21 protein-coding genes and 1 tRNA gene are annotated in these 25,672 nt (G+C 40.0%); 5 read left to right on the top strand and 17 right to left on the bottom strand.

The features are described 5' to 3' along the window. Positions 1–156 precede the first annotated feature (156 nt). From ACORHU_RS04250 to ACORHU_RS04235, 4 genes are all read right to left on the bottom strand, one after another. Entirely contained in the window at positions 157–2,460 is a 2,304-nt protein-coding gene (locus ACORHU_RS04250; protein ID WP_434364993.1) for a DNA translocase FtsK, read from the bottom strand. 88 nt (positions 2,461–2,548) lie between these two features. Continuing rightward, positions 2,549–4,465, bottom strand: coding sequence for a fructose-specific PTS transporter subunit EIIC (locus tag ACORHU_RS04245; protein WP_434364992.1), 1,917 nt, complete (start codon positions 4,463–4,465; stop codon positions 2,549–2,551). Continuing rightward, on the bottom strand, positions 4,462–5,373 hold the full coding sequence (gene pfkB / locus ACORHU_RS04240) for a 1-phosphofructokinase (RefSeq protein WP_434364990.1): 912 nt from the start codon (positions 5,371–5,373) through the stop codon (positions 4,462–4,464). Before pfkB ends, ACORHU_RS04245 begins: the two co-directional genes overlap by 4 nt. After that, entirely contained in the window at positions 5,370–6,110 is a 741-nt protein-coding gene (locus ACORHU_RS04235; RefSeq protein WP_049502203.1) for a DeoR/GlpR family DNA-binding transcription regulator, read from the bottom strand. The genes pfkB and ACORHU_RS04235 overlap by 4 nt, the downstream gene beginning before the upstream one ends. A gap of 161 nt (positions 6,111–6,271) precedes the next feature. Here ACORHU_RS04235 and ACORHU_RS04230 point away from each other — a divergent pair. Beyond that, positions 6,272–6,359: transfer RNA gene (locus ACORHU_RS04230), tRNA-Ser, on the top strand. Positions 6,360–6,437: 78 nt separating this feature from the next. Here ACORHU_RS04230 and ACORHU_RS04225 read toward each other — a convergent pair. The 4 genes from ACORHU_RS04225 to nox form a co-directional block, all read right to left on the bottom strand. Then, positions 6,438–7,772, bottom strand: coding sequence for an Nramp family divalent metal transporter (locus tag ACORHU_RS04225; RefSeq protein ID WP_004260041.1), 1,335 nt, complete (start codon positions 7,770–7,772; stop codon positions 6,438–6,440). A 1,004-nt stretch (positions 7,773–8,776) separates the two neighbouring features. After that, positions 8,777–9,364, bottom strand: coding sequence for a pyridoxal 5'-phosphate synthase glutaminase subunit PdxT (pdxT, locus tag ACORHU_RS04220; RefSeq protein WP_000689937.1), 588 nt, complete (start codon positions 9,362–9,364; stop codon positions 8,777–8,779). Next, positions 9,365–10,240, bottom strand: a complete 876-nt coding sequence (gene pdxS, locus ACORHU_RS04215) for a pyridoxal 5'-phosphate synthase lyase subunit PdxS (RefSeq protein WP_000138517.1) — start codon at positions 10,238–10,240, stop codon at positions 9,365–9,367. A gap of 151 nt (positions 10,241–10,391) precedes the next feature. Further along, on the bottom strand, positions 10,392–11,771 hold the full coding sequence (nox, locus tag ACORHU_RS04210; protein ID WP_371508596.1) for a H2O-forming NADH oxidase: 1,380 nt from the start codon (positions 11,769–11,771) through the stop codon (positions 10,392–10,394). Positions 11,772–12,078: 307 nt separating this feature from the next. On the opposite strand from nox, the gene ACORHU_RS04205 reads away from it, so the two are divergent. Genes ACORHU_RS04205 through ACORHU_RS04195 form a run of 3 tightly spaced genes read left to right on the top strand, consistent with a single transcriptional unit; the run spans position 12,079 to position 14,924 of the window. Next, positions 12,079–13,002, top strand: coding sequence for an FAD:protein FMN transferase (locus tag ACORHU_RS04205; protein ID WP_434364977.1), 924 nt, complete (start codon positions 12,079–12,081; stop codon positions 13,000–13,002). 59 nt (positions 13,003–13,061) lie between these two features. Further along, complete coding sequence (locus tag ACORHU_RS04200; RefSeq protein ID WP_000915951.1) at positions 13,062–13,667, top strand: NADPH-dependent FMN reductase; 606 nt, start codon at positions 13,062–13,064, stop codon at positions 13,665–13,667. 18 nt (positions 13,668–13,685) lie between these two features. Beyond that, positions 13,686–14,924 carry an NAD(P)H-dependent oxidoreductase gene (locus ACORHU_RS04195; RefSeq protein WP_371508600.1) on the top strand — a complete coding sequence of 413 codons (1,239 nt, stop codon included), beginning with the start codon at positions 13,686–13,688 and terminating at the stop codon, positions 14,922–14,924. A gap of 119 nt (positions 14,925–15,043) precedes the next feature. On the opposite strand, the gene ACORHU_RS04190 is transcribed toward ACORHU_RS04195, so the two are convergent. The 9 genes from ACORHU_RS04190 to ACORHU_RS04150 form a co-directional block, all read right to left on the bottom strand. Next, a complete protein-coding gene (locus ACORHU_RS04190; protein WP_000372163.1) occupies positions 15,044–15,301 on the bottom strand; it encodes a DUF896 family protein in 258 nt (85 codons plus the stop codon). Between the two features lie 41 nt (positions 15,302–15,342). Beyond that, positions 15,343–17,379 carry a glycine--tRNA ligase subunit beta gene (glyS, locus tag ACORHU_RS04185; protein ID WP_000164791.1) on the bottom strand — a complete coding sequence of 679 codons (2,037 nt, stop codon included), beginning with the start codon at positions 17,377–17,379 and terminating at the stop codon, positions 15,343–15,345. A gap of 211 nt (positions 17,380–17,590) precedes the next feature. Further along, entirely contained in the window at positions 17,591–18,508 is a 918-nt protein-coding gene (gene glyQ, locus ACORHU_RS04180) for a glycine--tRNA ligase subunit alpha (protein WP_000038733.1), read from the bottom strand. Between the two features lie 35 nt (positions 18,509–18,543). Further along, positions 18,544–18,915 carry a GFA family protein gene (locus ACORHU_RS04175; RefSeq protein WP_000912012.1) on the bottom strand — a complete coding sequence of 124 codons (372 nt, stop codon included), beginning with the start codon at positions 18,913–18,915 and terminating at the stop codon, positions 18,544–18,546. Between the two features lie 268 nt (positions 18,916–19,183). Then, a complete protein-coding gene (locus ACORHU_RS04170) occupies positions 19,184–20,026 on the bottom strand; it encodes an aldo/keto reductase (protein WP_049535215.1) in 843 nt (280 codons plus the stop codon). A 76-nt stretch (positions 20,027–20,102) separates the two neighbouring features. Further along, positions 20,103–21,494 carry a peptidoglycan-N-acetylglucosamine deacetylase PgdA gene (gene pgdA / locus ACORHU_RS04165; protein ID WP_000361600.1) on the bottom strand — a complete coding sequence of 464 codons (1,392 nt, stop codon included), beginning with the start codon at positions 21,492–21,494 and terminating at the stop codon, positions 20,103–20,105. Positions 21,495–21,581: 87 nt separating this feature from the next. Continuing rightward, the gene (gene metK, locus ACORHU_RS04160) at positions 21,582–22,772 is read right to left on the bottom strand and encodes a methionine adenosyltransferase (RefSeq protein ID WP_434364972.1); all 1,191 of its coding nucleotides are present in this window, start codon (positions 22,770–22,772) and stop codon (positions 21,582–21,584) included. 481 nt (positions 22,773–23,253) lie between these two features. Continuing rightward, entirely contained in the window at positions 23,254–23,940 is a 687-nt protein-coding gene (locus ACORHU_RS04155) for an ABC transporter ATP-binding protein (RefSeq protein WP_434364970.1), read from the bottom strand. Between the two features lie 13 nt (positions 23,941–23,953). Next, positions 23,954–25,009, bottom strand: a complete 1,056-nt coding sequence (locus ACORHU_RS04150; RefSeq protein ID WP_049535213.1) for an ABC transporter permease — start codon at positions 25,007–25,009, stop codon at positions 23,954–23,956. A 358-nt stretch (positions 25,010–25,367) separates the two neighbouring features. On the opposite strand from ACORHU_RS04150, the gene ACORHU_RS04145 reads away from it, so the two are divergent. Next, entirely contained in the window at positions 25,368–25,655 is a 288-nt protein-coding gene (locus tag ACORHU_RS04145; protein WP_173267869.1) for a DUF3270 domain-containing protein, read from the top strand. Positions 25,656–25,672: the final 17 nt, after the last annotated feature.

Genomic DNA, 25,672 nt, shown 5'->3' with positions numbered 1-25,672 from the left:
AATTTCATGTTTTAGAAGTAGTATTGTACTATTCTAGATTCGATTCACTATAGTATAGAAAAAAGCCATCAAGTGATGACTTTATCAATGAATTCTAACGATTATCCTCTCCAATTTTATCTTTTGTTAAACTCAATATAAGTGACAAAGAGAAATTTATTGCTGCAATACTTTTCTTGGTTTGGTACCTTCAGCTGGACCAATGACACCTGCCATCTCAAGCTCTTCCATGAGACGGGTCGCACGGTTAAAACCAACTGACAAACGACGCTGAATCATGGATGCGCTGGCTTTCTGAGTTTCGATAACTAAAGCCTTGGCTTCCTCAAAAAGCGGATCTCCACCAGATTCACCATCTGAAAATTCACCTTCATTTTCAGACACCTCACCTGGATCAAAACTCTCATCGTAATCCGCATCCGCCTGAGCCTTGATGAAGTTTACGATACGTTCAACATCATCATCCGAGATAAAGGAGCCTTGGAGACGAACTGGATGATTTTCATCAATCGGTTTAAAGAGCATGTCCCCTCGGCCAAGCAGTTTTTCTGCTCCATTTTCATCCAAAATCGTACGAGAGTCTGTACCAGATGAAACTGCAAACGCCACACGAGATGGGACATTGGCCTTGATCAGACCAGAAATGACATCAACGGATGGACGCTGGGTTGCAAGAATCATGTGGATCCCAGCGGCACGCGCCTTCTGTCCAAGTCTGATAATGGCATCTTCTACTTCCTTGCTGGCCACCATCATGAGGTCAGCCAACTCATCCACAATCACAACAATGAGTGGTAGTGGAACCTGCTTGTACTCAGACTGGGAATTAAACTCTTCCACCTTGGCATTAAAACCTGCAATATTCCGAACTCCCACCTTGGCAAAGAGTTCATAACGGTTTTCCATCTCATCCACGACCTTTTGCAAAGCTTTGCTGGCCTTGCGTGGATTGGTCACGACTGGAATCAAGAGGTGGGGAATATCATTGTAAACAGACAACTCAACCATCTTGGGATCGACCATCATAAATTTGACTTGGTCTGGTCTTGCCTTCATGAGAATACTAGCGATAATACCATTAACAGCTACTGATTTCCCTGAACCCGTTGAACCCGCGACGAGCAAGTGGGGCATTTTAGAAAGGTCAAAAGCCCTTGCGGTTCCATTAACAGCCTTCCCTAAAGGAATTTCCAAGAGATTTTCTGCTTTCGTTTGAGATTGTTCCCATAGTTCGCGGAAGGACACAGTCGCAATCTCAGAGTTAGGAACCTCAATTCCGACTAAGGATTTACCAGGTATTGGTGCCTCAATCCGAACATCCTTGGCTGCCAAGGCGAGAGCGAGGTCATCTGCTAGATTGGAAATGCGGTTAACCCTTACACCCACTGCTGGCTTGACTTCATACTTGGTCACTGATGGACCAATTTCAGCCCGTTCCACTGTCACCTTGATACCAAAACTGGCAAAGGTTTCTTCTAGGATTTTGATATTTTCTCGGACAATTTTCTTCTCTTTAGACTGGTCTTTTGGTTTATCTGGAGCAAATAGCTGTAAACTTGGAAGTTTGTATTCAAGAGCTTCCTTGGCTGAAAAATCAACCTGAACATCTTCATCATCAAATGTTTGTTCCTGTTCTGGGAATTCAAGTTCAGCTTGAGGCAGGATGATTTCTGGTTCCACCCACTCTTCTTCAGGCATAGGTGGAAGATCCTGAACGGCTTCCTCTGTCAAAATTTCACCCGTTTCCATATCGACAGGAGGCAAATCGAGTAAGGCTTTCTCAGCTGCTTCTTTTTCTAATCTAGCCTCTTCCTCAGCCTTTTGACGAGCTTTTTCTTCTTGTTTGACAAAGCGTTCCTCTTTTCGACGCTCATGCTCTTCTCGCCATTTGGCAAATCCTCTACTGAAGAATTCAGCAATATCATAAACAGACCAAGGACTGATTAGGAGAGCGCCTGCTAAAATCAAGATAGAACCAATAAAGTAAGTGCCGATATTTGAAAAGAGAAAGGCGGTTGGCATATAGAGGCCAACTCCAATCAAGCCCCCTCCAGCAAAACTGGTTGTTCGAAAACCAGTCAAATCAGTCACAACCTGAGCCATAGTTCCTTTTAAGACCGACTTGTCCAAGCCATATTTCCAAACCAAGTAGGCCTCAAAAATCAAGAGCAGGCCAGCAAATATAGTGAAAAAGCCAGATAAGAGCCCTTCCTGTTTTCGTATCCACTTGAAGAAGAAGAGATAGAGCAGGATACCAAATATTGCCAGATAAGCTAGGCTACCCACCAGCAAGCGGATTAAATTGTAAAGGGTGATACCTGCAGCCCCTAATTTGAAGGCTGCGAAAATCAATAAAAACGCGATTCCCAACGAAATCAACATCCGTTGAATCGCTTCTTTTCTTTCGAGTTCTGCTTTTGACGGTCTCCGTCTTGTTTTACTTGTATTCTTGTTTGCCATTCTTCTATTATACCATATTTCACAGGCATTTCGGAAAGAGAAAAAGACTGCACCAAACGGTCCAATCTTTTCATTTTCTATCTAATTTTTATGCTTGTGGTTTGCGTAGGTAACCATAGACCACACCACTCACGATTGCTCCTACCAAGACAGAAACGAGGTAAAGGAGGGCATTTGAAGTAAGCGCAATAACGAAGATTCCTCCATGTGGCGCCATGAGTTTGATACCAGTAAGACCAACGAGGCCACCTGCTACTGCTGAACCAAGAATGAAGCTTGGGATAGCACGAGCTGGGTCAGCGGCACCAAATGGAATTGCTCCCTCAGTGATAAATGACAAGCCCATGATGATGTTTGTCAAACCAGAGTTGCGTTCTTCTTTAGTAAATTTATCTTTAAAAAGAAGAGTTGCAACGAAGATTGCAAGTGGTGGCACCATTCCTCCAGCCATAACTGCTGCCATGGCTACAGAACCACCTGAAGAAACAGTCGCTGCAAGCGTACCTGTACCAAAGACATAGGCCGCTTTGTTAACTGGTCCACCCATGTCAACAGCCATCATTCCACCAAGGACGATACCGAGAAGGACAGCTGAACCGCCTCCAAGACCGCCAAGGAAATCATTCATAGCAGTGTTAATTGCTGCCATTGGGATGTTAACAGCTAGCATGACAAATCCAGTCAAGATTGTTCCAAGAAGTGGCAAAAGAAGGATTGACTTAGCACCTTCAAGTGAACGAGGAACTTTAACGTATTTCTTGATAGCAAGAACCAAGGCACCTGCGATAAATCCACCAACAAGGGCACCTAGGAAACCAGATGAGACACCTGCAGCATAAGGGATTTTACCAAAGGCAAAACCTTCTTTGGCAATAGCACCAGCCACGAAACCAGCTACCAAACCTGGTTTTTCAGCGATAGAGTAGGCAACATAACCTGCAAAGACTGGAAGCATCAAGCCAAAGGCTGCACCACCAATTTTCATGAACATAGAAGCTAGTTCATGGTAGGAACCAAGATTACCAAGGTTTTCATTTGGAACACCCAAAGCACCATCAATCAAGAAGGCAAGGGCAATCATGATACCACCACCGATAACGAATGGCAACATTTGAGATACACCACTCATCAAGTGTTTGTAGAAGGCACCACCAAGGCTTTGTTTTTCGTTAGAGGCTGTTGTGGCTTTGGCTCCATTAGCAGCACGATACACTTCAGCATCTCCAGAAAGAGCCAAGTTGATCAACTCTTCTGTCTTACGGATACCGTCAGCAACCGGACGATTGATCAATGGTTTACCATCGAAACGATCCATTTCAACTGCCTTGTCTGCTGCGATGATAACCGCTTTAGCCTTGCGGATGTCTTCATCAGTCAGTTGATTTCCAACACCGCTAGCACCGTTGGTTTCGACCTTAATTCCAACACCCATTTCAGCAGCCACTTTTTGAAGAGCTTCTTGGGCCATGTAAGTGTGGGCAATACCTGTCGTACAAGCTGTAACAGCCACGATAAAGTCACCAGAGTTATTGGCAGGTACTTGAACAGATTTTTCTGAAGCTTGGTTAAAAAGTTCGATAACTTGTTCAGCTGATGTTGCTTGACGAAGCTTGTCAGCAAAACCGTCTTTCATCAAATATTGAGACAATTCTGCCAAGGCTGCCAAGTGGGTATCATTGGCACCTTCTGGAGCCGCAATCATAAAGAAGAGGTCAGTTGCTTGTCCATCCAAGCTCTCATAATCAACACCCTTATTTGACTTAGCAAAGAGAACTGTCGCTTCTTTTACAGCGGCATTTTTGCTGTGAGGCATTGCGATACCGTCTCCTAAACCAGTAGAAGTCAAAGCTTCACGCGCTAAAATTCCTTCTTTAAAGGTTTCAAAATCTGTCACATAACCGTGGTCTGTCAAACTTTTAATCATCTCTTCGATGACAGCTGTTTTTTCAGTTGCTTGTAAATCCAGCAACATAACATCTTTTCTCAATAGGTCTTGAATTTTCATCGTTTTTCTACCTCAACTTTTTCATATGTTTCTTTAATAAATTCTGCTGTTGCCAAGTCATCTGAGAAGGTGGTTGCCGTTCCGCAAGCCACTCCCCATTTGAAGGCTTCTACTGCGTCTTTGGATTTGACAAATTTACCTGTGAATCCAGCGACCATAGAGTCACCGGCCCCGACTGAATTTTTGACTGTTCCCTTGATAGGTTTTGCGAAGTAAGCTCCCTCAGATGTGACAAGAAGGGCACCATCACCAGCCATAGAGATAATGACGTTTTGAGCACCTTTAGCCAGTAACTCACGAGCGTATTTCTCAATTTCATCTAAACTTTCAAGTTTAACCCCAAAAATCGCTCCCAGTTCATGATTGTTTGGTTTGACCAAAAGTGGCTGATAGTCCAAACTATCAATCAAGGTCTGTCCTTCAAAGTCACAAACCACCTGCGCACCAGTCTGACGGGTCAAGGCAATTAAATCCTTGTAGATGACATTGCCTAGATTTTTAGCACTTGAACCAGCAAAGACAACTATATCTTCTGAAGTCAGACTAGATAAAATAGCTTTCAATTCTTCTAACTGAGCTGGTTCCACATTTGGACCAGTCCCGTTGATTTCTGTTTCTTGGTCCGCTTTAATCTTAACATTGATACGAGTATCTTCTGCCACTTGGACAAAACGCGTCTCGATTTCTTCCTCTGCCAGAGTATCTGTGATAAATTCACCAGTAAAACCTCCGATAAATCCAGTAGCCGTATTTGGAATATCCAAGCGTTTCAAGACACGACTAACATTGATTCCTTTCCCACCAGCAAACTTATCATCACTGTCCATACGATTGACACTACCAACTTGGACTTGGTCCAAACGAACGATATAGTCAATAGATGGATTGAGTGTGACTGTATAAATCATACTTCTATTACCTCCGTTTTCTCCTTAATAACCTGCAAGAGCTCATGCCCTTGACTTGTGATAACAATTGCTCGTTTTAGTGGTGCTACCTTAGCAAAGCAAGTTTGTCCAATTTTTGACGAATCCACCAAGACATAGGTCTGTTTGGCATTCTCCAAAATAGCTCGCTTCACAGCTCCCTCCTCCATATCAGGAGTCGTATAATAGCCATCATCTACACCATTCATCCCGATAAAGGCACGGTCAAAGTGCAATTGGTTAATCTGGTTAAGAGCAACTCCCCCGATGCTAGCATCTGTCGCCATCTTAACACTTCCTCCAACCATGACAGTCGGAATCTGCTTTTCAACCAACTGAGCTGCATGGTGAATCGAGTTGGTCACGACTGTGACATTTTTATTAACCAATTCATGAATCAAAAAGGCTGTCGTTGTTCCAGCATCGATAAAGATGACATCTTTTTCCTTGATGAGAGAGGCCGCCTTCTGAGCCAGCAACTTCTTCTCTTGAAGGTTTTTGACAGATTTTTCTTGAATGGTTTCTTCTTCCTGCAAAGAATGGGGTAATTCTGCTCCACCATGCACGCGACGAAGCTTGTTTTCTGCTTCCAACTCATCCAAGTCTCTTCGAACCGTTGATTCTGAGGTCTCTAGCAAACTAACTAATTTTTCTAGAGAAACTACATGATGTTGATTTAACTCCTCTAAAATCAGTTGCTTCCGCTCTGTTTTTAACACTGAATTACCTCCTGTTATCGTTTACACTATTCATTCTATCATACTTCCTTTCAAAGTCAAGCATTTTTTGTCATTTTCTTTCAAAATCTATCATTTTTCTTATTTCTAGAATTTTTATTGCAAGATAAGAGCCTTTATGGTAGACTATTTGAGTAAGTATTGGAAGATTACTCAAGAGGCTTAAGAGGCCGTGTTGGAAACGCGGTAGGCGTGTTAAAGCGTGCGTGGGTTCGAATCCCATGTCTTCCGTTTATTTTAAAAAAGATACCCAAGAAATCTTGGGTATCTTTTTTCTTATATGCTTGTTTTATAACTCGGGTGAATTTCTTAGAAAATATCAAATAACAATTTCACATTGAGAATTGTTAAGATAATGGAAACGATATAGCCAAGGATGGTATTCCATTTGGCATTGGTAAATTCTCCCATCAGTGATTTCTTAGAAGTTAGATAAATCAGTGGGAAGATTGAAAATGGAAGAGCAATCGAAAGAAAGACTTGTGAATAAACCAATAACTGATCCAATGTTTTTTCCTGATGACCAAACAGAACCGCTACAATCATGACAGGCAACAAGGCAAAGAGACGAGTTGCCAAACGAATGAACCATTGAGGTAATCTCATATGCAAGAAACCTTCCATAACGATTTGTCCAGTCAAGGTACCCGTAATCGTCGAATTTTGACCACTGGCTAATAAAGCCAAGGCAAACAAGGTTGATAAGGTCGAGCTAGCTATAGCTCCTGCAATAGTAGAATCCTGCAAGGCATTATACATTTGAGAGAAGGCAGAAATCTCAGATGCATGGCCGAAAAAGAGAGCCGCCCCGAGAATTAATAGAAGGGAGTTAACCACAAAGGCCAAGGATAATTGGAGATTTGAATCCCAGGTCATAAAGCGCACGGCTTTTCGAACATCATTCTTGTCCTTGTGATTGATTTTCCGAGTTTGAGACAAGGAAGAATGCAAATAGAGGTTATGGGGCATAACCGTTGCTCCCACGATCCCTAGTGCCAAGGTTAATTGACTTTCATGCCCTGGCAAGGGACTTTCAAATAAGGTTGCATTGGGTAAATAACCCTCAACGATTCCTTGGAAGCTTGGATGTGACAAAGCTACCAGATAGGTAAAAATTGCTAGAATGGTTAAAATCAGTGTTGTCACAATAGCTTCAATCTTCTTAAAGCCAAATTTCATCAGAAGCAATAAGAGAAAAACATCCAACACGGTCAAGAGAATTGCTATCATAATCGGAATCTTAAAGAGAAGATTGAGAGCAATCGCTGAACCTAGAACTTCTGCCAGATCTGTCGCCATCAAGGCTAATTCTAAAATCACCCATAGACTATAACGAAGCCATTTAGGTGAATGATGAGCCGTTGCTTGAGCCAGGTCCATCTGGGTTACAATACCAAGCTTTCCTGCCATCTGCTGAAGTTGCATGGCAATGAGAGATGAAATCAAGATAACAAACAAGAGACTATACTTATAGGAAGCACCACCGACTACACTGGTAATCCAGTTTCCTGGATCCATATAACCAACTGCGACAAGAGCACCCGGACCTAAAAAGGCCTTTAAATTTTGCCAGAAATGATTGTTATTTGGAGTATCGATAGATTGATTAATCTCAGAGAGTGACACTTTTTTATGAGAAGACATAGATACTTACCTCTTTCTAAACCTACTTTTTCATTATTTTCTATTAGAGAAAAATAAGATTGACTTTAAACTATTAAAACAATGAAAACTATATGAAAAACATTTAGTTTTTTCATTATTTTTCTTAAGACACCTTAATATTTTTCTTAAGGCACATTAATATTTTTCTTAAGGCACCTTAATTATAACACAAAATATGATAAAAACTTAAGAAAATTCAGGACTTGATTTAATATTTAGGATACAACAAAATGTTGTATTCTTTTTTTGCAAAAGAATACCAAAGAATAAAATAAAAAACGTTGTAAAATGTACTGACCCTTTTCACCTTGTTAAAACACCATTGATCTTAACTCATCACTTACCTCTTAAAAAATCTTTAGAATTGGCTTAATCCCCTTTATTGTATCGCGTTTGGAGTTTTTTAGGTATAACCTTCGACGCGCACCTTACGTAGGACGACAGACTCATAGCTTTATACATAATAGAACGAGTATCTCCATCTGTAGAGATACTCGTTTTTTGCTATTTTCAAAGTGTTCTTTTTGACCAATCCCATACATCATTTTTATAGTAAATTGAAACTAGAATAGTACATCGTGGATACTAAAACATTTCTAGAAATTAATTTGATTTCCCTAATCAAGTTGCACACATCTTATTTCAAACCACTATATATTCAATGAAAATCAAAGAGCTAACTAGGAAGCTAACCGCAGGTTGCTCAAAGCACCGCTTTGAGGTTGCGGATAAAGCTGACGTGGTTTGAAGAGATTGTCGAAGAGTATTAAGGAGTATAGAATAGTATTTTAACTCCATCCTCTAAAGTGCTCCCAATAAAAGACACTTGAACACCATATTCAGCATATAAGCTTTATGCCCTAAGTCAAAACAATCATTCTTTTCTAATTTATCATAAATAAATCTAACATCACAGAATACTGTCAGATGACTTAAAAAATGATTCTTTGGAAAGGGCGAATCAAAACTTGATTTATCACTTTTTATTCCACTATCTTTTCTTTACACATATTGAGAAAGTACTGGTGCAAGCTTACATCATCAGTCAATTCAGGATGAAAAGAAGTTACCAACATATTTTTTTCTTGGGCTGCAACGATTTGATTATTCACTGTTGCTAGAATTTCTACATCCTCTCCAACACTACTGATAATAGGACCGCGAATAAAAGTCATTGGAATCTTACCAACTCCCTTACATTCTGCTTCCGTATAGAAACTTCCTAATTGGCGCCCATAGGCATTGCGCTCGACCACCATATCCATAGTTCCAAGATGACTTTCTTTCTGAGAAATGATTTCCTTAGCCAGCAAAATTAAACCCGCACAGGTCCCAAACACTGGTAAACCAGATAGAATGGCTTCTCGGATGGGAAGCAACATATCCTGGTCTCGTAAGAGCTTGCCCATGGTTGTAGACTCACCTCCAGGTAATATCAAACCCGACAAGTCACTCTGATCTTGCTGAAAATCATCTAGATTTCTGATTTCAACACTCTCGACACCTAATTGATCTAGTACTTTTGCATGTTCTGCAAAGGCACCTTGCAAGGCCAATATTCCAATTTTCATCTATTTTCCTCGCTCAGCCATGAGGATTTGGATCTCATTTTCATTGATACCAACCATGGCTTCTCCTAGATCTTCAGAGATTTGAGCTAGGATTTGAGGATTACGGAAGTTAGTCACAGCCTTAACAATGGCACTCGCTCGTTTAACAGGATCGCCTGACTTAAAAATACCTGAACCGACAAAGACACCCTCTGCCCCTAATTGCATCATCAACGCAGCATCTGCTGGCGTTGCAACGCCTCCAGCTGCGAAGTTTACAACTGGCAATTTCCCATGTTCATGGACATATTGAACCAATTCTACAGGGACTTGCAAGTCCTTAGCAGCAACATAAAGCTCGTCCTCACGTAGGTTTTGAATTCGGCGAATTTCCTGATTCATCATACGCATATGACGAACAGCTTGGACGATATCCCCCGTACCCGGCTCTCCTTTTGTACGAATCATGGAAGCACCTTCAGCGATACGACGCAAGGCTTCACCCAAGTCCTTAGCTCCACAGACAAAAGGTACTTGAAATTCTTTCTTGTCCACATGGAAACGATCGTCAGCTGGAGATAGAACTTCACTCTCGTCGATATAGTCAATTTCAATAGCCTCTAAAATCTGAGCTTCAACAAAATGCCCGATTCTGACCTTGGCCATCACTGGGATGCTAACCGCTTCTTGGATTTCCTTGATCATCTTTGGATCACTCATACGAGAAACACCACCAGCTGCACGAATATCAGCTGGAATCCGCTCCAAGGCCATCACAGCTGCCGCACCAGCAGCCTCTGCAATACGGGCCTGTTCAGGATTTTGAACGTCCATGATAACCCCGCCTTTAAGCATCTGCGCCAAGTTTTTATTTAATTCATAACGATTTTCAGTCATTTCTTTATCCTCATTATTTGTATTGGTAGCTACTATTTCATTTTAAGTCAGATTTGGAGGAATCACAAGATAAAAAAATCATAATTGTATGGGTACAGATTGACTAAAAAACTATCTGACCTTAACTTAAGGCCAGATAGTTCATCAAATTTTATTTTTCAGCTGTAAGTGCAGCCATTGTGATGTAGTTGTAAGGTTTGTTGAAGTGTGGCAAGAAGAATAGGTCTGTCAATGCCAATTTATCAATTGTTACATGCTCTTGGATAGCAAGTGAGAACATGTGGATTCCCATACTGATTGCAGAATCGTGTGAAACCATTTGCGCACCAAGAATTTCACGGCTATCTTTGTCAAAGACAATCTTGATGGCAACTTCGTGGTTGTCATGCTTCATAAATTCTGGTTTTTGAAGATCGTTAAAGCCTGTTTCAGTTGCATTGTAACCAGCAGCTTTAGCTTTTTCAAGAGTCAAACCAGTTGAAACCATGTGAAGACCGTAGATTGAGATACCATTTGAACCTTGAACACCGATTCCTTCCAATTCATGTCCACAAGCATTGTAGGCACCAACGATACCAGTACGAACAGCGTTTGAAGCAAGAGCGATGTAACTTGTATCTTTACGAGCGTTGTCATAAACAGTCGCACAGTCACCTACTGCGTAAACGCCTGGGATAGATGTTTCTTGTTTCTTGTCTACAAGGAAGGCACCGTTACGGAAGAGTTCAATCTTACCATCAGCAAGGGCAGTGTTTGGACGGAAACCAACTGCAAGGATAACCATGTCTACATCGAAAGTCTCTTTATCAGTAATCAAGCGTTCAACTTTACCTTCACCTTCGATAGCTTTAACAGTTTGTCCAAGAGCCAAACGGATGTTGTGGTCTTCCAAGTTTTTAGCCATCATTTGTGTGAAGTCTTTGTCATAGTATCCGTTCAATACTGTGTCAACGATATCAACAAGGACAACTTCTTTTCCAAGACGTTCGAAAGCTTCAGCAAGCTCAACACCAATGTAACCACCACCAACTACAGCGATACGTTCAAGGTGTTTGCTCTTATCAGCAAGTTTGTTGATAACTTCTTCAGCATTTTGGTATAACTTAACAAATTGTACGTTTTCAAGAGTTGCTTTGAACTCACGGTTACCTTTAACAATTTCAACACCTTCAATTGGAGGCAAAATTGGTGTAGAACCAGTAGCAAAGATCAACTTATCGTATGATTCTTTGTGTTCTTTTCCTTCAACTTCTGCAGTAACAACTTTGTTATCGTAGTCGATTGAAAGTACAGGTGAGTTCATGTAAATTTTCGCACCTTTAGCTTCAAGCGTTTCTTTATCAGAGTAGAACAAGCCTTCAGGACCGTCGATTTGCTCACCGATCCAAAGAGCCATTCCACATCCAAGGAAAGAGATGTTAGAGTTTTGGTCAAATACAACAATTTCGTTCTCATTTCCAAAATTATCCAACATAGTATTAATACATGCTGTACCAGCGTGGTTAGCACCAACTACAACGATTTTACTCATAGAAAAATTCCTACCTTCAATTTTAAATTTACTCTTCTAGTATAACATTTACTGTTAGCGTTTACAAGAGTTTTGCTAATTTTCCCGATTTTTTTGTAAAAAAATGTAAATAATTTGTATTTTATCATTCTTTCTTACAATTATTCTTTATTTTCTGAGCATATTTCTTGACAACTTTACAAATTTCATTTGTGAAAACGCTGACTTTATGGTATGCTAGTATCATGGAAAGAAAATGTAAGGGGTTAAATTTAATATAAACTTAACATATTTCACCTTCTTTTCATAAGAGAAAGGAGTTGGTAGCTTGCCTCTTAGTTCACATTCTGAACGGCTAATGGGGACTACTATCACTATTTCATTGGTAGATGAGCGAGCTGATATCTTGCTCCAAAAATCCTTTGATTTGCTCAAAGAGCTCGAATACCGTTTCAATGCCAATAGTCAAAAATCTGAGTTGATGGAAATCAATCATCAAGCTGGAATAGCTCCAGTCAAGGTTCATCCAGACCTGTTTGAACTGATTTCACTTGGCTTAGAGCATAGCCTAGCGCCCTCTAGCCATCTCAATATCAGCATTGGCCCCTTAATTCAAACCTGGCGTATCGGTTTTTCAGATGCCAAAGTTGCCCAGCCTCAAGAAATTGAATCGGTGCTACCTCTAATCAATCCTCATTATATCGAGTTAGATTCTTCCACTTCCACTGTGTTTTTAAAACAAAAAGGAATGAAGATCGATCTTGGTTGTTTAGCCAAGGGTTATAGTGCGGATAAAGTTGCCCAATTTCTGAGAGAAGAAGGAGTGACATCTGCCTTGATTAATCTGGGAGGGAATATCCTGACCATTGGAAAAAATCAGGCAAGAGGGTATCAAGCTTGGCAAATTGGGATTCAAGACCCAGCCAATCCTAGGGGAAATCACTTAATGACCATCCCTGTTGTCAATCAATCTGTCGTGACTTCAGGCATTTATGAACGTCACCTGACAGTCGACGGAAAAGATTACCATCATATTTTTGACAGTCAAACAGGATATCCTGTTGAAACGGAACTAGCTAGTCTAACAATCATCTCTGATAAATCAGTTGATGGTGAAATCTGGACAACTCGTCTATTTGGAGAAAGACCTGCTGCTATCCTCTGGCAAGTCGAAAGTTTGGAGGGCATCGAAGCTATCCTCATCGATAAGGAAGGTCACCTAAGCTGTTCTTCAGGAATTCCTACTCTATAGAAATAGATGTTTCAATAGAGTTTTAAAATCGTATTATGTAAAAAGAGAAAGGAAATCTCATGTTAAAACTTATTGCTATTGTTGGAACAAATTCAAAACGTTCTACAAACCGTCAATTGCTTCAATACATGCAAAAACACTTTGCTGAAAAAGCTGAAATTGAACTTGTTGAAATTAAAGACATTCCTGTCTTCAATAAACCAGCTGACAAGCAAGTACCTGCTGAAATTCTAGAAATAGCTGCTAAAATTGAAGAGGCAGATGGCGTTATTATCGGTACTCCTGAGTATGACCACTCTATCCCAGCTGTTTTGATGAGCGCTCTTGCTTGGTTATCTTATGGTATTTACCCACTCTTGAACAAACCAATCATGATTACAGGTGCTTCATATGGTACACTTGGTTCATCACGTGCCCAATTACAACTTCGCCAAATCTTGAATGCTCCAGAAATTAAAGCAAGTGTCCTTCCAGATGAATTCTTGCTTTCACATTCTCTTCAAGCCTTTAACCCAAGTGGAGACCTAGTAGATCTTGATGTTATTAAAAAACTGGATGCCACTTTTGACGACTTCCGTATCTTTGTAAAAATTACAGAAAAATTGCGCAACGCACAAGCCCTACTTCGCAAAGATGCTGAAGACTTTGACTGGGAAAATTTGTAAGATAGGAGACCAAAAAGAATGAAATTTGTTGGACTTGTAGGATCAAACTACGATCAATCATATAACCGTAAACTCTTGGAATTTATCCGTCGTCACTTCAAACTTAAATTTGAATTAGAAGTTCTTGAAATTGATGAAGTTCCAATGTTTAACCAAGACGAAAAATGGGACGAAAGTTTCCAATTACGTTATTTATATAACAAAATTACTCGTGCTGATGGTGTTATCATCGCTACTCCTGAGCACAACCACACAATCTCAGCTTCCCTAAAATCTGTTCTTGAATGGCTTTCATACGAAGTTCATCCATTTGAAAACAAGCCAGTCATGATTGTGGGTGCTTCTTACTACGACCAAGGTACTTCTCGTGCCCAAGTTCACCTTCGTAAGATTCTTGATGCCCCAGGTGTCAATGCCTACACACTTCCAGGAAATGAATTCCTTCTTGGTAAAGCTAAAGAAGCTTTTGATGTTGATGGAAATATCACAAATGAAGGAACTATTAATTTCCTTGAAACATGTTTAGACAACTTTGTAAAATATGTGGGAGTCGTTTCAAAATTGAAAAAACCAAAACCAATTGCACCAGAAGATTTATATTGTACAAATCCAATTGCAACTACCATTCAAGGTGTTGATCCAGATGATCCTGAATGGGTAGAAAAAGCTGCTGAACTTGTTGGAGCTGTTTCTGGAGATACTTACGTTAAATTAGACCATGGTATCTTGACAGTTAACCAAATTGATATGTTCTTGAAGGCAATGCCATTTGAGTTGACATTTGCAGATGATAATAACCAATTCTTGTACTTTAATAACGCACACCAAGATCCAAATACAATGTTTGGTAAACGTGTACGTGCTCAATCAGGAAACCGTTTAGGAACTGTACACGGTTCATTGCCAGACTCTAGAATGAAAAACGTTGAATGGGTTGTCGGCGTATTGCGTAATGGGGACCAAGAATATGTCCGTACAATTGTGCCAGGAACACCAGAAGGCGTTATCAATACCCATAATTACCAAGCAATGTATTACCCAGATGGTTCATATGCTGGAATCAATGAGATTATCTTTAATTTCCAACCATGGCTTGACTGGTACCTCAATACAACTGGTCAACGTCTAGTTGGTGGAAATGCTGCAGCTCCTGCTGGAGGACATGGCGGAGCAGATGCTACATCTGGAGCTTCTGATGCAGGTGATGCTGGAAGTCACGGTGGTAGCGCAGACGCTACATCTGGAGCAAGTAACTAATACTTTTAGGAACCATCTTGGTTCCTTTTTTAGCGAAAAAAAGACTAGCAAACACAAATTGCTAGTCTTTTGGTTATTATTTCATCTATCTTTATTAAGGTTAGATGCAGAAAATTATATTATGAATTTGGGTCATCGAGACTACGACCGTGTAAACCTTTTTCACGTTGGACTTGGCGTAGTTTTTCTGGTGTAACATCGTTTCCTTCTTCGTCCACAATTTTGATTCCCTCAATGTGGTGACGAACAGAGCGACGATAACCTTCGATGTACTCCTCACGTAGTTTAGCTTGTTCCACTTTTTCTTCTGGTGTCAAGCCTTCTGCTTTTTTCTTTTTAGCAAGCTCATTGATACGATCAATTTTTTTCTGATCCATTTCTTCTCCTTTGTGATAAGATAAAGTCCGTTTATCAAATTTTATTTAGTGTTAATTTGGTTAAAACGTGCAAGTTTAGCTGCTTTTTGAGTTAAATGAGACAAGATAGCCAATCGATTTTGACGAACAGCCTGATCTTCTGCCATTACCATGGTGTTCTCAAAGAAAGCATCAATAACTGGACTAAGCGCAAAGAGCTGTTTCAATTGTTGACTGGCAGTCCCTGACAAAACGAGTGATTCTACTGCTTCTGCCAAAGCTTTTTCTTGCTCATTTTCAAAGAGAGCTGAATCAACTGTAGCAACTCCTTCTGCCTTCTCAGCCAAGTTAAAGGCACGAGAAAGCGATTCAACAGATGGTTTGAAGTCTTCTTCCTTGCTCGCTTCTACGAGAGCACTTGCCGCTTCCAACATATCCGCCACAACAAAGTTTGATCCTGCAAGAACGGCTTCCTTGATGTCTTTTGGAGTAGAACCCATCATCTTATCAACACGAGCCTTGATAAAGTCCATAACTTCAGCTTTATTTTCATAAGTCAAGCTGTCAAATTTCAATGTATAAAGGCTATCAATCAGCTCATCCATAGCAATGTGCCAACCAAAGGCATCCAAGATACGAACAACACCTTGGGTCGCACGACGAAGGGCATAAGGGTCATTAGAACCTGATGGAATCAAACCTACTGAGAAGAAACTCAAAATCGTATCCAATTTATCTGCAATGGCAAGCACTGCACCGACCTTACTCTCTGGAAGTTCTCCTTCGGCTGATGTAGGCATGTAGTGTTCACGAATAGCAGTTGCCACCGCTGGAGTTTCACCAGCAAGAAGGGCATATTTTTCACCCATAATTCCTTGGAGCTCATCAAATTCACCAACCATACCTGTTAACAAGTCAAACTTGTAAATGGCAGCTGCGCGAGCTAGGTCAACTGTTTCATCCACTGACAAACCTGCTTTTTCTGCCAAGAGAATAGCAATCTGACCCGTACGAATCATGTGTTCACGAAGGGAACCAATTTTCTCATGGAAGGTTACATTGTTTAATTTTTCAACAAGATCTGAAATAACCAATTTTTGGTCTTCACGCCAGAAGAATTCTCCGTCTTCCAAACGAGCTACCAAAACTTTTTCATTTCCTTTGATGACATTTTCCAAATGCTCTGCGTTTCCGTTACGAACAGAAATGAAGTTTGGCAAGAGTTTACCGTCTTGATCACGAACAACAAAGTAACGTTGGTGTTCCTTCATCGAAGTTACCAAGACTTCTTCTGGAACTTCAAGGTATTTGGCATCAAAACTTCCCATAAAGGCAGTTGGGTATTCAACCAAGTTCAAGACTTCATTAAGCAAGTCCGCATCAATTTCGATATGTACACCATGCTCAGCTTCGATTGCTTTGATTTGGTCAACAATCATTTGCTCACGTTCACGTGGATCTGCGATTACAAACTGTGCACGAAGATCTTCTTCATAGCTCAATGCTGACTGAATCTTAGTTTCTTGTCCCAAGAAACGATGACCACGGCTGACACGATCACCCTTGATATCGAGGAAATCCAAATCAAATTCTTGCTCGTCCAAAAGAACGGTTAAAGTGTGAACAGGACGAATGTATTCAAAGCTATTTCCAGCCCAGTGCATGCTGACTGGGAAAGTCAGTGACTTCAAGACATCCACAACACCAGGAATGATAGATTCAACTGGTTGACCAATTTCTTCCTTAGTGACATAGACATATTCTTCACCCTTGATTTCACGGAATTCGATATCTTCAACAGTCAAGCCTTTTCCACGGACAAATCCTTGAGCTGCTTTGGTGAAGTTTCCAGCACTATCTAAGGCAATTTTCTTTGCTGGCCCCTTAAAATCTTCTGTCAAATCAGACTGTTTGTCTGCAAGACCAGTAACTCGAACAGCCAAACGACGTGGTGTTGAGAAGGTTTGAATAGCTTCAAAAGACAAGCGATTTTCCATTAGGAAGGCTGCCATTTTTTCGCCTAGTTGTTTTTCACTTGGTGTGACAACATAGGCTGGTAATTCTTCAAGACCGAGTTCTACTAATAAGTTTTTTGTCATGTTTTTTCTCCGAAAAGTATCTTTTTATTTTCCAGTGTGCCTTATGTGATTGGCACGCAAGCAACCAACCTCGTTGTTTCATTGCTAAAATTGGAGTCAAAAGTCTCCAATTTTGCCTAGTATCCTTAGCTTCACTAAGGATACATTCATCACTACGGCAACTGGTTCAGGGCTCACACTGTTCGCCCATTTTCGTAATTTGGCACTCTCTTTATTCTGCGTCTTCTGCTAAGAGTTTAGCTCGTGTTGCTTCATCCAAAAGTGGGTAGCCTAGGCGTTTGCGTTCTGCGACAAATGTTTTGGCTACGACACGGGCCAAGTTACGGATACGGGCAATATAGCCTGCACGCTCTGTTACAGATACTGCACCACGCGCGTCAAGCAGGTTAAAGGTGTGTGAACATTTGAGAACATAGTCATAGGCAGGGTGAACCAAACCTTCTTCCAAAGCACGACCAGCTTCTTTTTCAAACTTATCAAAGTTTTCCAACAACATTTCTTGGTCAGAAATTTCAAACGAATATTTTGAGTGCTCATACTCAGGCTGGATAAAGATTTCTCCGTATTTTACACCATCAGCCCACTCGATATCATAGACAGAGTCTACTTCTTGAATGTAAGAAGCCAAACGCTCCAAACCATAGGTAACTTCCGCAGTCACAGGGCCAGTTGCCAATCCACCAACTTGTTGGAAATAAGTGAACTGAGTGATTTCCATACCATCAAGCCAAACTTCCCAACCAAGACCAGCTGAACCAGTTGATGGGTTTTCCCAGTTATCCTCAACAAAACGAATATCGTGTTCCAAAGGATTGATTCCCAATTTTTCTAAAGACTCAAGATAAAGTTCTTGGATATTTGATGGAGAAGGTTTCATAACCACTTGGAATTGGTGGTGTTGGTATAGACGGTTAGGGTTTTCCCCGTAACGACCGTCAGCAGGACGACGTGATGGCTCTACATACGCTGCATTCCACGGCTCAGGTCCAATAGCACGAAGGAAAGTGTAAGGACTCATTGTCCCCGCACCTTTTTCATTATCATAAGCCTGCATAAGCATACAACCTTGGTCATTCCAAAATTGTTGCAAAGTCAAAATAATTTCTTGAAATGTTAATTTCTTAGACATTGTTTACTCCTTTAATTTATATTATCTTCTTAGATTTATTTATCAAGCAACCAAGAAAAGGCTGGGTCCTGAAAAATATGACGTTTAGGAACAGTTTGTAAATTCTGATCGCATTCATCTATTGTACCTAATTTCAAAGCACAGACTTCTGGTATATTTTCTTGAACAGTGAAAATTTGACTATGACAGTTCTGGCAGTAATAACGCTGTTTTCCTGGAGAAGAACTATAGGAAACAAGCTTTTCTTTTCCATGCAATACTAGCTTTTCACTACTAACTTTAGCATTAACTGTATAGGCAGACGCAGTTGCTTTCCGACAAAACGAGCAATGACAAAAAACTAATTCCGATAATTCCTCATCTAGAGTGTAGGTCACTGCTTTACATAAACAAGATCCTTTAAGCATTATGCTCCTTTCTACTTAGGCATTAGATGAATTCAAAAAGAACCGAATTCCAACACCCAAGCCTTGCGACTAGGGGCGTCAGAAACGCGGTTCCACCCTAATTTATTACTTCATTGTTTTTGAAAATACTACAGAAAGCGCCAGTTCTTTATTTTGCCCTACTTGGCTCCCACTATCCCAAGCTCGCTTGAAGAACGCCATAAGACTTTCTTTCCTGCAGACTATTATATCAAAAATTGGAACAATGTACAATTCTTTTTATGATTTTCTAGAAATCCATATCATCAACTCGTGGAGCACCAGACTGAACAGCAATCGCTTTTAAGGTTTCACGCTCCTCATGACTCAGTTCAATTCCAAAGCAATCAAGATTAGCTTGAATACGAGAAGCTGTGACAGATTTTGGAAGTGGTAAAAATCCTTCTGCTAAGCTCCAGGCCAAGGCAATCTGAGCAACCGATTTTCCATGATTTGCTGCGATTTCTTGGACTTGCTTGCTATCAAACAATTCTCCCTGACCAAAAGGTCCCCAAGCTTCCAATAAGATTCCTTTTTCTCGACAGTAATCTACGACTTCCTCTTGATACACACCTGGAGCCAAACGAACTTGATTGACCGCTGGAAGAATTTTTGCTGTTTCAAGCAAGGCATCCAGATGATGGGGAAGGAAATTACTAACACCGATAGCACGGATTTTGCCTTCTAGGTAAAGATCCTCCATCGCTCTCCAAACTTCTGAATTTCGGATTTTCCAGTGGTTATTGTCTCTGAGTGGTTTTGGATTTGGCCAATGAATCAAATACAAATCCAAATATTCCAAGCCCAGCTTCTCTAAAGACTCTTCAAAAGCCTGACGAGCTTGCTCATAGTTGTGGTTTGTATTCCACAATTTACTAGTTACAAAAATTTCCTCACGCGGAACGCCACTATCTTGAATAGCACGACCAACGCTTTCTTCATTTTTATAAATAGCTGCCGTATCGATATGGCGATAGCCTGCCTTTAAAGCCTCTAGAACAGCTTGATAGGCAATCTCCCCATTTTCAGCCTTCCAAGTTCCAAATCCTAGAACTGGAATTGGAACGCCATTATTTAAAGTATAAGATTTCATTATTTTTCCTTTCTATGTGAAGAAAATCCAAAGAAACAAATTCTCATAGAAAACTTATCTCTTTAGATTTTATGTATTATTGGTCACGGTCGAAATAGAGTTGGTGAGGTTTAAGACGAGAATTTAACAAATCTGGTACAGTTACAAAGTCATAACCTTGCCCTTTCAAATAGTCAATAACCTTTGGTAGAGCATTTACTGTCTCAGCATGGATATCATGCATGAGAATAATAGAACCATTCTTGACTTCACGCTGAATTTCTGTCAAAATAGCTGCTTCATTTTTACTCTTCCAGTCCAGACTATCCACATCCCACATAATAAAACTCAAATCCAGGCTATTGCGAATGTCATCTGTAATGGCTCCATAAGGCGGACGCATAAGTTTAGAACTAGAGCCCAGCACCTTAGTTAGCGCATCCTCAGTATCAGTAATTTGTTTTTTAGCCTCATCAAGAGAAAGTTTTGAAAGAACGGGATGACTCCAACTATGGTTTCCAATAACATGGCCATCTGCTTTCATGCGTTTCAAAATCTCTTCATTGCCAGAAACATTCTTACCTAAAACGAAGAAAGTTGCCTTAATACCATACTTAGAAAGTGTATCTAATGCTTGAGTTGTCGTTGCAGGATTTGGTCCATCATCAAAAGTCAAGGCCACTACTTTACGATTTTTCTTCTCAAAATAAGCCTTATAAAGTTCTGCATCCTTATCTAATAAATAAGAAGACTGAATAACTTCAAAAAAACTAGATACTGGCAAGGCAATCTCATCCAGATTTTCAACTGTCTGACTTGGATAAAGGATAATCTGACTATCCTTGTAATCAAAATTCCATGCAGACAAGTCTTGGTCAGAGAAGCTTTTAACAAGCTGATCGACCTTCTCTTGCTCCAATTTCTTACCCTCTAAGAAAGCAGTCATTTCTTTTATCAGTTGCTCTTTTGCCTTACTAGCATCTGAAAATAATTGATCGAGTGTAAAAGGTTTGCCATCTTCTGTCAAATGGACTTTTGCCAGATTAGTTTTTTCAGTCTCCTCAACTTTTAACGAAGTTAGATCATAGACTTGTTTCATCACACTTCGGTTGACAATCCCTTTTAAAGGCGAATCCTGTTCCTCCGTATAATAAAAAACCAGATTTTCTTTATCTTCCAGATTTTCCTTAATATCCTGTGTCATGATGTCTTTTACAGACGAAATCACTTGCTCCCCTTGAAGAGGATAATAGGCAATCACTTCGGCTTGTCCCTTACGAAAATGATCCTTCTGATTCCCCTCACTCAATTGATCATCTTTCTCTTTTTTGAGAGATTCAATCTTTTGTTCAAAACTTTGTTTTGTGTATATTTTGTATCCAATTATTGAACCTAGGACACAAATACTAACTGCAAATATGGCTACTAGGGTTAGTAAACCAATTCTCTTTTTATCGCGCTCAACACGCTTTGCTCTACTTTTATCCATAGGACTATCATATCAAATTCAAGCTATAATTTCAATGATTTTGAAGGAAATAGTATATTAAAAGAGGGGAAATCCCCTCTTAAGATTTTATTTTACAGCTTCTTTCAAGGCTTCTACCTTGTCCAAGCGTTCCCATGGAAGATCAATATCTGTACGTCCCATGTGTCCGTAAGCCGCTGTTTGACGGTAGATTGGACGTTTAAGGTCAAGCATTTGGATAATTCCTGCAGGACGAAGGTCAAAGATTTGACGAGCCGCTTTTTCAAGTTTGCTTTCAGCTACTGTTCCTGTACCAAAAGTATCAATACGGACAGAAACAGGCTGGGCAACACCGATAGCATAAGCCAATTGCACTTCTGCTTTCTTTGCAAGACCTGCTGCAACGATATTCTTTGCAATGTAGCGAGCTGCATAAGAAGCTGAACGATCCACCTTAGTCGCATCCTTACCAGAGAAGGCACCACCACCATGACGAGAGTAGCCACCATAAGTATCTACGATAATCTTACGACCAGTCAAACCTGAGTCCCCTTGAGGACCACCGATTACAAAACGACCTGTCGGATTGATAAAGAATTTTGTCTTATCATCAAGATAAGAAGATGGAATAACTTCTTTGATGACCTTGTCAATCACATCTTGATGGATTTGTTCATTGCTAACTTCTGGATCATGCTGAGTAGAAATAACGACTGTATCCACGCGCACTGGCTGGTCATTGTCATCATATTCAACTGTAACTTGAGATTTAGCATCTGGACGAAGATAGCTGATTTCACCAGACTTACGAAGCTCTGATAAACGACGAACCAACTTGTGACTGAGTGAGATTGGAAGTGGCATGAGTTCTTCTGTTTCATCTACCGCAAAACCAAACATGAGACCTTGGTCTCCAGCTCCAATCAAATCAAGTGGATCTTGATCTGCATTCCCACGAACCTCCAAGGCTTCGTTAACACCTTGAGCAATATCTGGTGATTGCTCCACCAAAGATGGGTGTACTCCCACCGTTTCAGCAGAAAATCCATATTCTGTATTGGTATAACCAATCTCTGCAATGGTATCACGAACCACACGATTAATATCTACATAAGCTGTAGTTGAAATTTCACCAAATACATGAACTGAGCCAGTATAAACCGCTGTCTCAGCAGCAACGTGTGCCTCTGGATCCTTTGCTAAAATAGCATCCAAGATAGCATCTGAAATTTGGTCTGCGATCTTATCCGGATGCCCCTCAGATACAGATTCAGACGTGAATAATTTACGTTCTGACATAAAAATGTCCCCCCTTAAAAATAGTGTTATAGAGTTACAAAGTACTGATAGGTATTTCTTAGTGATAAATGCCTACCATCTTATCGGGACTATATAACTTCACCATTATATCATTTTTTAGCGCAATTTGCAGTCCATATACTCAATAAAAATCAAAGAACCAGCTATAAAACTAGATGCAGGTTGCTCAAAGTAGAGTTTTAAGGTTGGCAATAAAACTGATGAAGTCAGATCAAAACACCGTTTTGAAGTTAGAAATAAGGAGGCTGGGAAAAAGTCTTTAAAATTAAAAAACGCATAGTCAAGTCTTGAAAAAACTTGAGACTATACATTTTTTGTGGGAATATTTACTTTATTTTTCTTAAAATTGAGTTTTAGTCCAACCTCATCAAAATCTATATAACTTATCAATTTACTACGTAGAACCGGTGCATTTTTCAGGTCTAACGTTTTAGAAAAATATCTGTCAATTCACTATATTTTATATTTGTTTACATTTTTCTTCAACCAAGTTTCCATCACTCATTACATAAACTCGGTCAACCTTATCAAGAAGGCGTGTATCATGTGTAATCATGACAACACCTCTTCCTTGCTCATGGGCAATTGAAGCCAACATATCCGTTACTTGGTAAGCCCGCTCTGTATCAAGACTAGCTGTAGGCTCATCTGCCAGTACGATGCTAGGATTGTTGTAAAGCGCCCTAGCAATCGCCGCACGTTGACGTTCACCACCTGATAAAGCCTTGGGATACTGATTTTGTACTTTGTCCAAATCCAACAAGTCAAACAGCTCTTTTCGATCACTTTTACTATTTTTTCCCTTATCCAGTCTGTCAATCAAATCCAGCTGTTCCTTGACCGTTAGAAAAGGAATTAAGTTTGAAGCCTGAAGAATGAAGCCAAACTCTCTAAAACGGAGGTTCGTTTTCTCCTTCTCCGTCAGACTGCCTGTTTCCTTCCCCTTGACTAAAATCTTTCCACTCGATGCTTCCTGAAGTTGTCCTAGAGTCGTTAGAAAAGTCGTCTTTCCAGAACCTGAAGGCCCAACAATAGCCACGAACTCTCCCGCATTTAGCTGAAAATTCGTCTCATGCAGAGCTACGACTTTCATCTTTCCTTCCCCGTACGTTTTTGTCACTTGATTCATTTCTATCAATGCTGTCATACTATTCTCCTTATCATTCTGCAATCGCAGTAATAGGGTCCACCTTTAGCAAGCGTGGGAGAGAAATGACACCACCAAGAAGAGCCATCAAGCAAATAACCGAGCTTAGAATCGAGTAGGCTATCCAACTTGGGTAGAAAAAGAAGGTAGCTGGTAAGAGCAAAATCACTCCTCCGATAGCAAGCAAGGATAAAGCAATCCCCATACCAGATAGAAGCAAGATCTGACAGAACAGAGACCATACAATGGTTTTAATCTGTATTCCCTGAGCCCGCATAATTCCATAAAGTCCTAGCTTTTGTATGGTAATGATATAAACAAAAATACCAACAATCAAACCTGTTATAACAATCATAGCGATAATCATTCCTGAAAATACATTAACTTGAGGTGTGTAACCAGGAATTTTCGAAATCATTTTTGGAACAGAGATCTGTTTCAGTCCATCTCCGACCACTTCTATGTCATTTTTTAATACCAAGGCAGAGATGGCACGATTAGCTTTCAAGGTCCCTTGTAAGGTCCAATAAGTTGTCAGACTCGTAAAGACAACAGGCTCTGTGAAAAACTTATTTCCTTGAGTCAGACCTACAATCTTGTAACTTCCCTCGCTTCCATTGAGCTGAATGGCATCACCTAGCTTAATTCCATAGTTTTCAAAGGACTGATCTACGACAACCTCATCATCGCTTTCAGGATACCGTCCCTCCGTCAAACTAGGAGAGATAAAATCGTCCCACTCTTGAGCAAAGATGGAAACATTGACCTTTTCACTATCATCGACTAGATTTGTCACAGCGAACATATAACCCAGTGGAGCGACCTCCTCAGATCTCTTTTCCTTATAATCCTTTTCAGGAATAAAAGATGCTGTCAAATTATCATTTGCGTAGTCAGATAAAACCACACCCGCCGCTTGCCAATTGTCAATAGCAGCCCGGTTGTTTCGCACAAGACCAAGAGCTAGACTGGTCATAAAAAAGACCATAAAAGCAATGAGAAAAATAGTGGTTAGAATCAAACTATATCGAAGTTTGTTCTGTAATATTTCTTTGATAGCAAGATACATTCTTATCTCCTTTAACTTTTCCAAGAGGTATCAATGAGATACCCCGCCACTATAAAAATAGGAGACAGAAAATCTGCCCCTGCATTCCAAACAAATCCACTAATCTAATTAAATAAAATCAAGAAAATAAGTAAAAAGGTTCTTATAAAAATAAATCATTTATTAGATCTATTTTCTTAGAAATATAATTAATTATGAATATTAATAAGTCTTAAGTGTTCATCCATCCTATCATTTTCACAGTACGGTGTCAAGAAAAATGATTTTGAAAAAGGACTTTATTCTTTTTGTAACCTTTCTGTAATAATTCTCTGCTGAAAAAATGATAAAATAGGTATGTACTGTTAAGGAGAGAACCATGTCCGTAAAAAAATTACAATCATATGAGGTAGACTATCAAGAAGAATTAAATCAGCAACTTCCTCTCTATCAAGATTATGCGCCCGAATCACAATCTGATACCAGTTTTCAGGAAATCCTATTTTTTGTTAATATCGCTATTTTTTGTATTTGCGTCGCTATCTTCAGTTTTATCTTTTTATCATTAAAGTTATCAACTGGTCTTGCTTTTATCTCAGCAATCGGATTCAGCTTACTTGTTTTAAAAATCCAACGCTCTATCATCAAACGAAAACTAAAAAGATAAGTCCAAAATATCGCCCC

The sequence above is a fragment of the Streptococcus sp. KHUD_015 genome, assembly GCF_051106265.1.
Taxonomy (GTDB): Bacteria; Bacillota; Bacilli; order Lactobacillales; family Streptococcaceae; genus Streptococcus.
This window is presented reverse-complemented; position numbering and strand designations above follow the sequence as displayed.

Coding starts and splice junctions, on each gene's coding strand:
- ACORHU_RS04250 (WP_434364993.1), bottom strand. CDS start 2,460: ATGGCAAACAAGAATACAAGTAAAACAAGACGGAGACCGTCAAAAGCA.
- ACORHU_RS04245 (WP_434364992.1), bottom strand. CDS start 4,465: ATGAAAATTCAAGACCTATTGAGAAAAGATGTTATGTTGCTGGATTTA.
- pfkB (WP_434364990.1), bottom strand. CDS start 5,373: ATGATTTATACAGTCACACTCAATCCATCTATTGACTATATCGTTCGT.
- ACORHU_RS04225 (WP_004260041.1), bottom strand. CDS start 7,772: ATGTCTTCTCATAAAAAAGTGTCACTCTCTGAGATTAATCAATCTATC.
- pdxT (WP_000689937.1), bottom strand. CDS start 9,364: ATGAAAATTGGAATATTGGCCTTGCAAGGTGCCTTTGCAGAACATGCA.
- pdxS (WP_000138517.1), bottom strand. CDS start 10,240: ATGACTGAAAATCGTTATGAATTAAATAAAAACTTGGCGCAGATGCTT.
- nox (WP_371508596.1), bottom strand. CDS start 11,771: ATGAGTAAAATCGTTGTAGTTGGTGCTAACCACGCTGGTACAGCATGT.
- ACORHU_RS04200 (WP_000915951.1), top strand. CDS start 13,062: ATGTTAAAACTTATTGCTATTGTTGGAACAAATTCAAAACGTTCTACA.
- ACORHU_RS04195 (WP_371508600.1), top strand. CDS start 13,686: ATGAAATTTGTTGGACTTGTAGGATCAAACTACGATCAATCATATAAC.
- ACORHU_RS04190 (WP_000372163.1), bottom strand. CDS start 15,301: ATGGATCAGAAAAAAATTGATCGTATCAATGAGCTTGCTAAAAAGAAA.
- glyS (WP_000164791.1), bottom strand. CDS start 17,379: ATGACAAAAAACTTATTAGTAGAACTCGGTCTTGAAGAATTACCAGCC.
- glyQ (WP_000038733.1), bottom strand. CDS start 18,508: ATGTCTAAGAAATTAACATTTCAAGAAATTATTTTGACTTTGCAACAA.
- ACORHU_RS04175 (WP_000912012.1), bottom strand. CDS start 18,915: ATGCTTAAAGGATCTTGTTTATGTAAAGCAGTGACCTACACTCTAGAT.
- ACORHU_RS04170 (WP_049535215.1), bottom strand. CDS start 20,026: ATGAAATCTTATACTTTAAATAATGGCGTTCCAATTCCAGTTCTAGGA.
- pgdA (WP_000361600.1), bottom strand. CDS start 21,494: ATGGATAAAAGTAGAGCAAAGCGTGTTGAGCGCGATAAAAAGAGAATT.
- metK (WP_434364972.1), bottom strand. CDS start 22,772: ATGTCAGAACGTAAATTATTCACGTCTGAATCTGTATCTGAGGGGCAT.
- ACORHU_RS04155 (WP_434364970.1), bottom strand. CDS start 23,940: ATGACAGCATTGATAGAAATGAATCAAGTGACAAAAACGTACGGGGAA.
- ACORHU_RS04150 (WP_049535213.1), bottom strand. CDS start 25,009: ATGTATCTTGCTATCAAAGAAATATTACAGAACAAACTTCGATATAGT.
- ACORHU_RS04145 (WP_173267869.1), top strand. CDS start 25,368: ATGTCCGTAAAAAAATTACAATCATATGAGGTAGACTATCAAGAAGAA.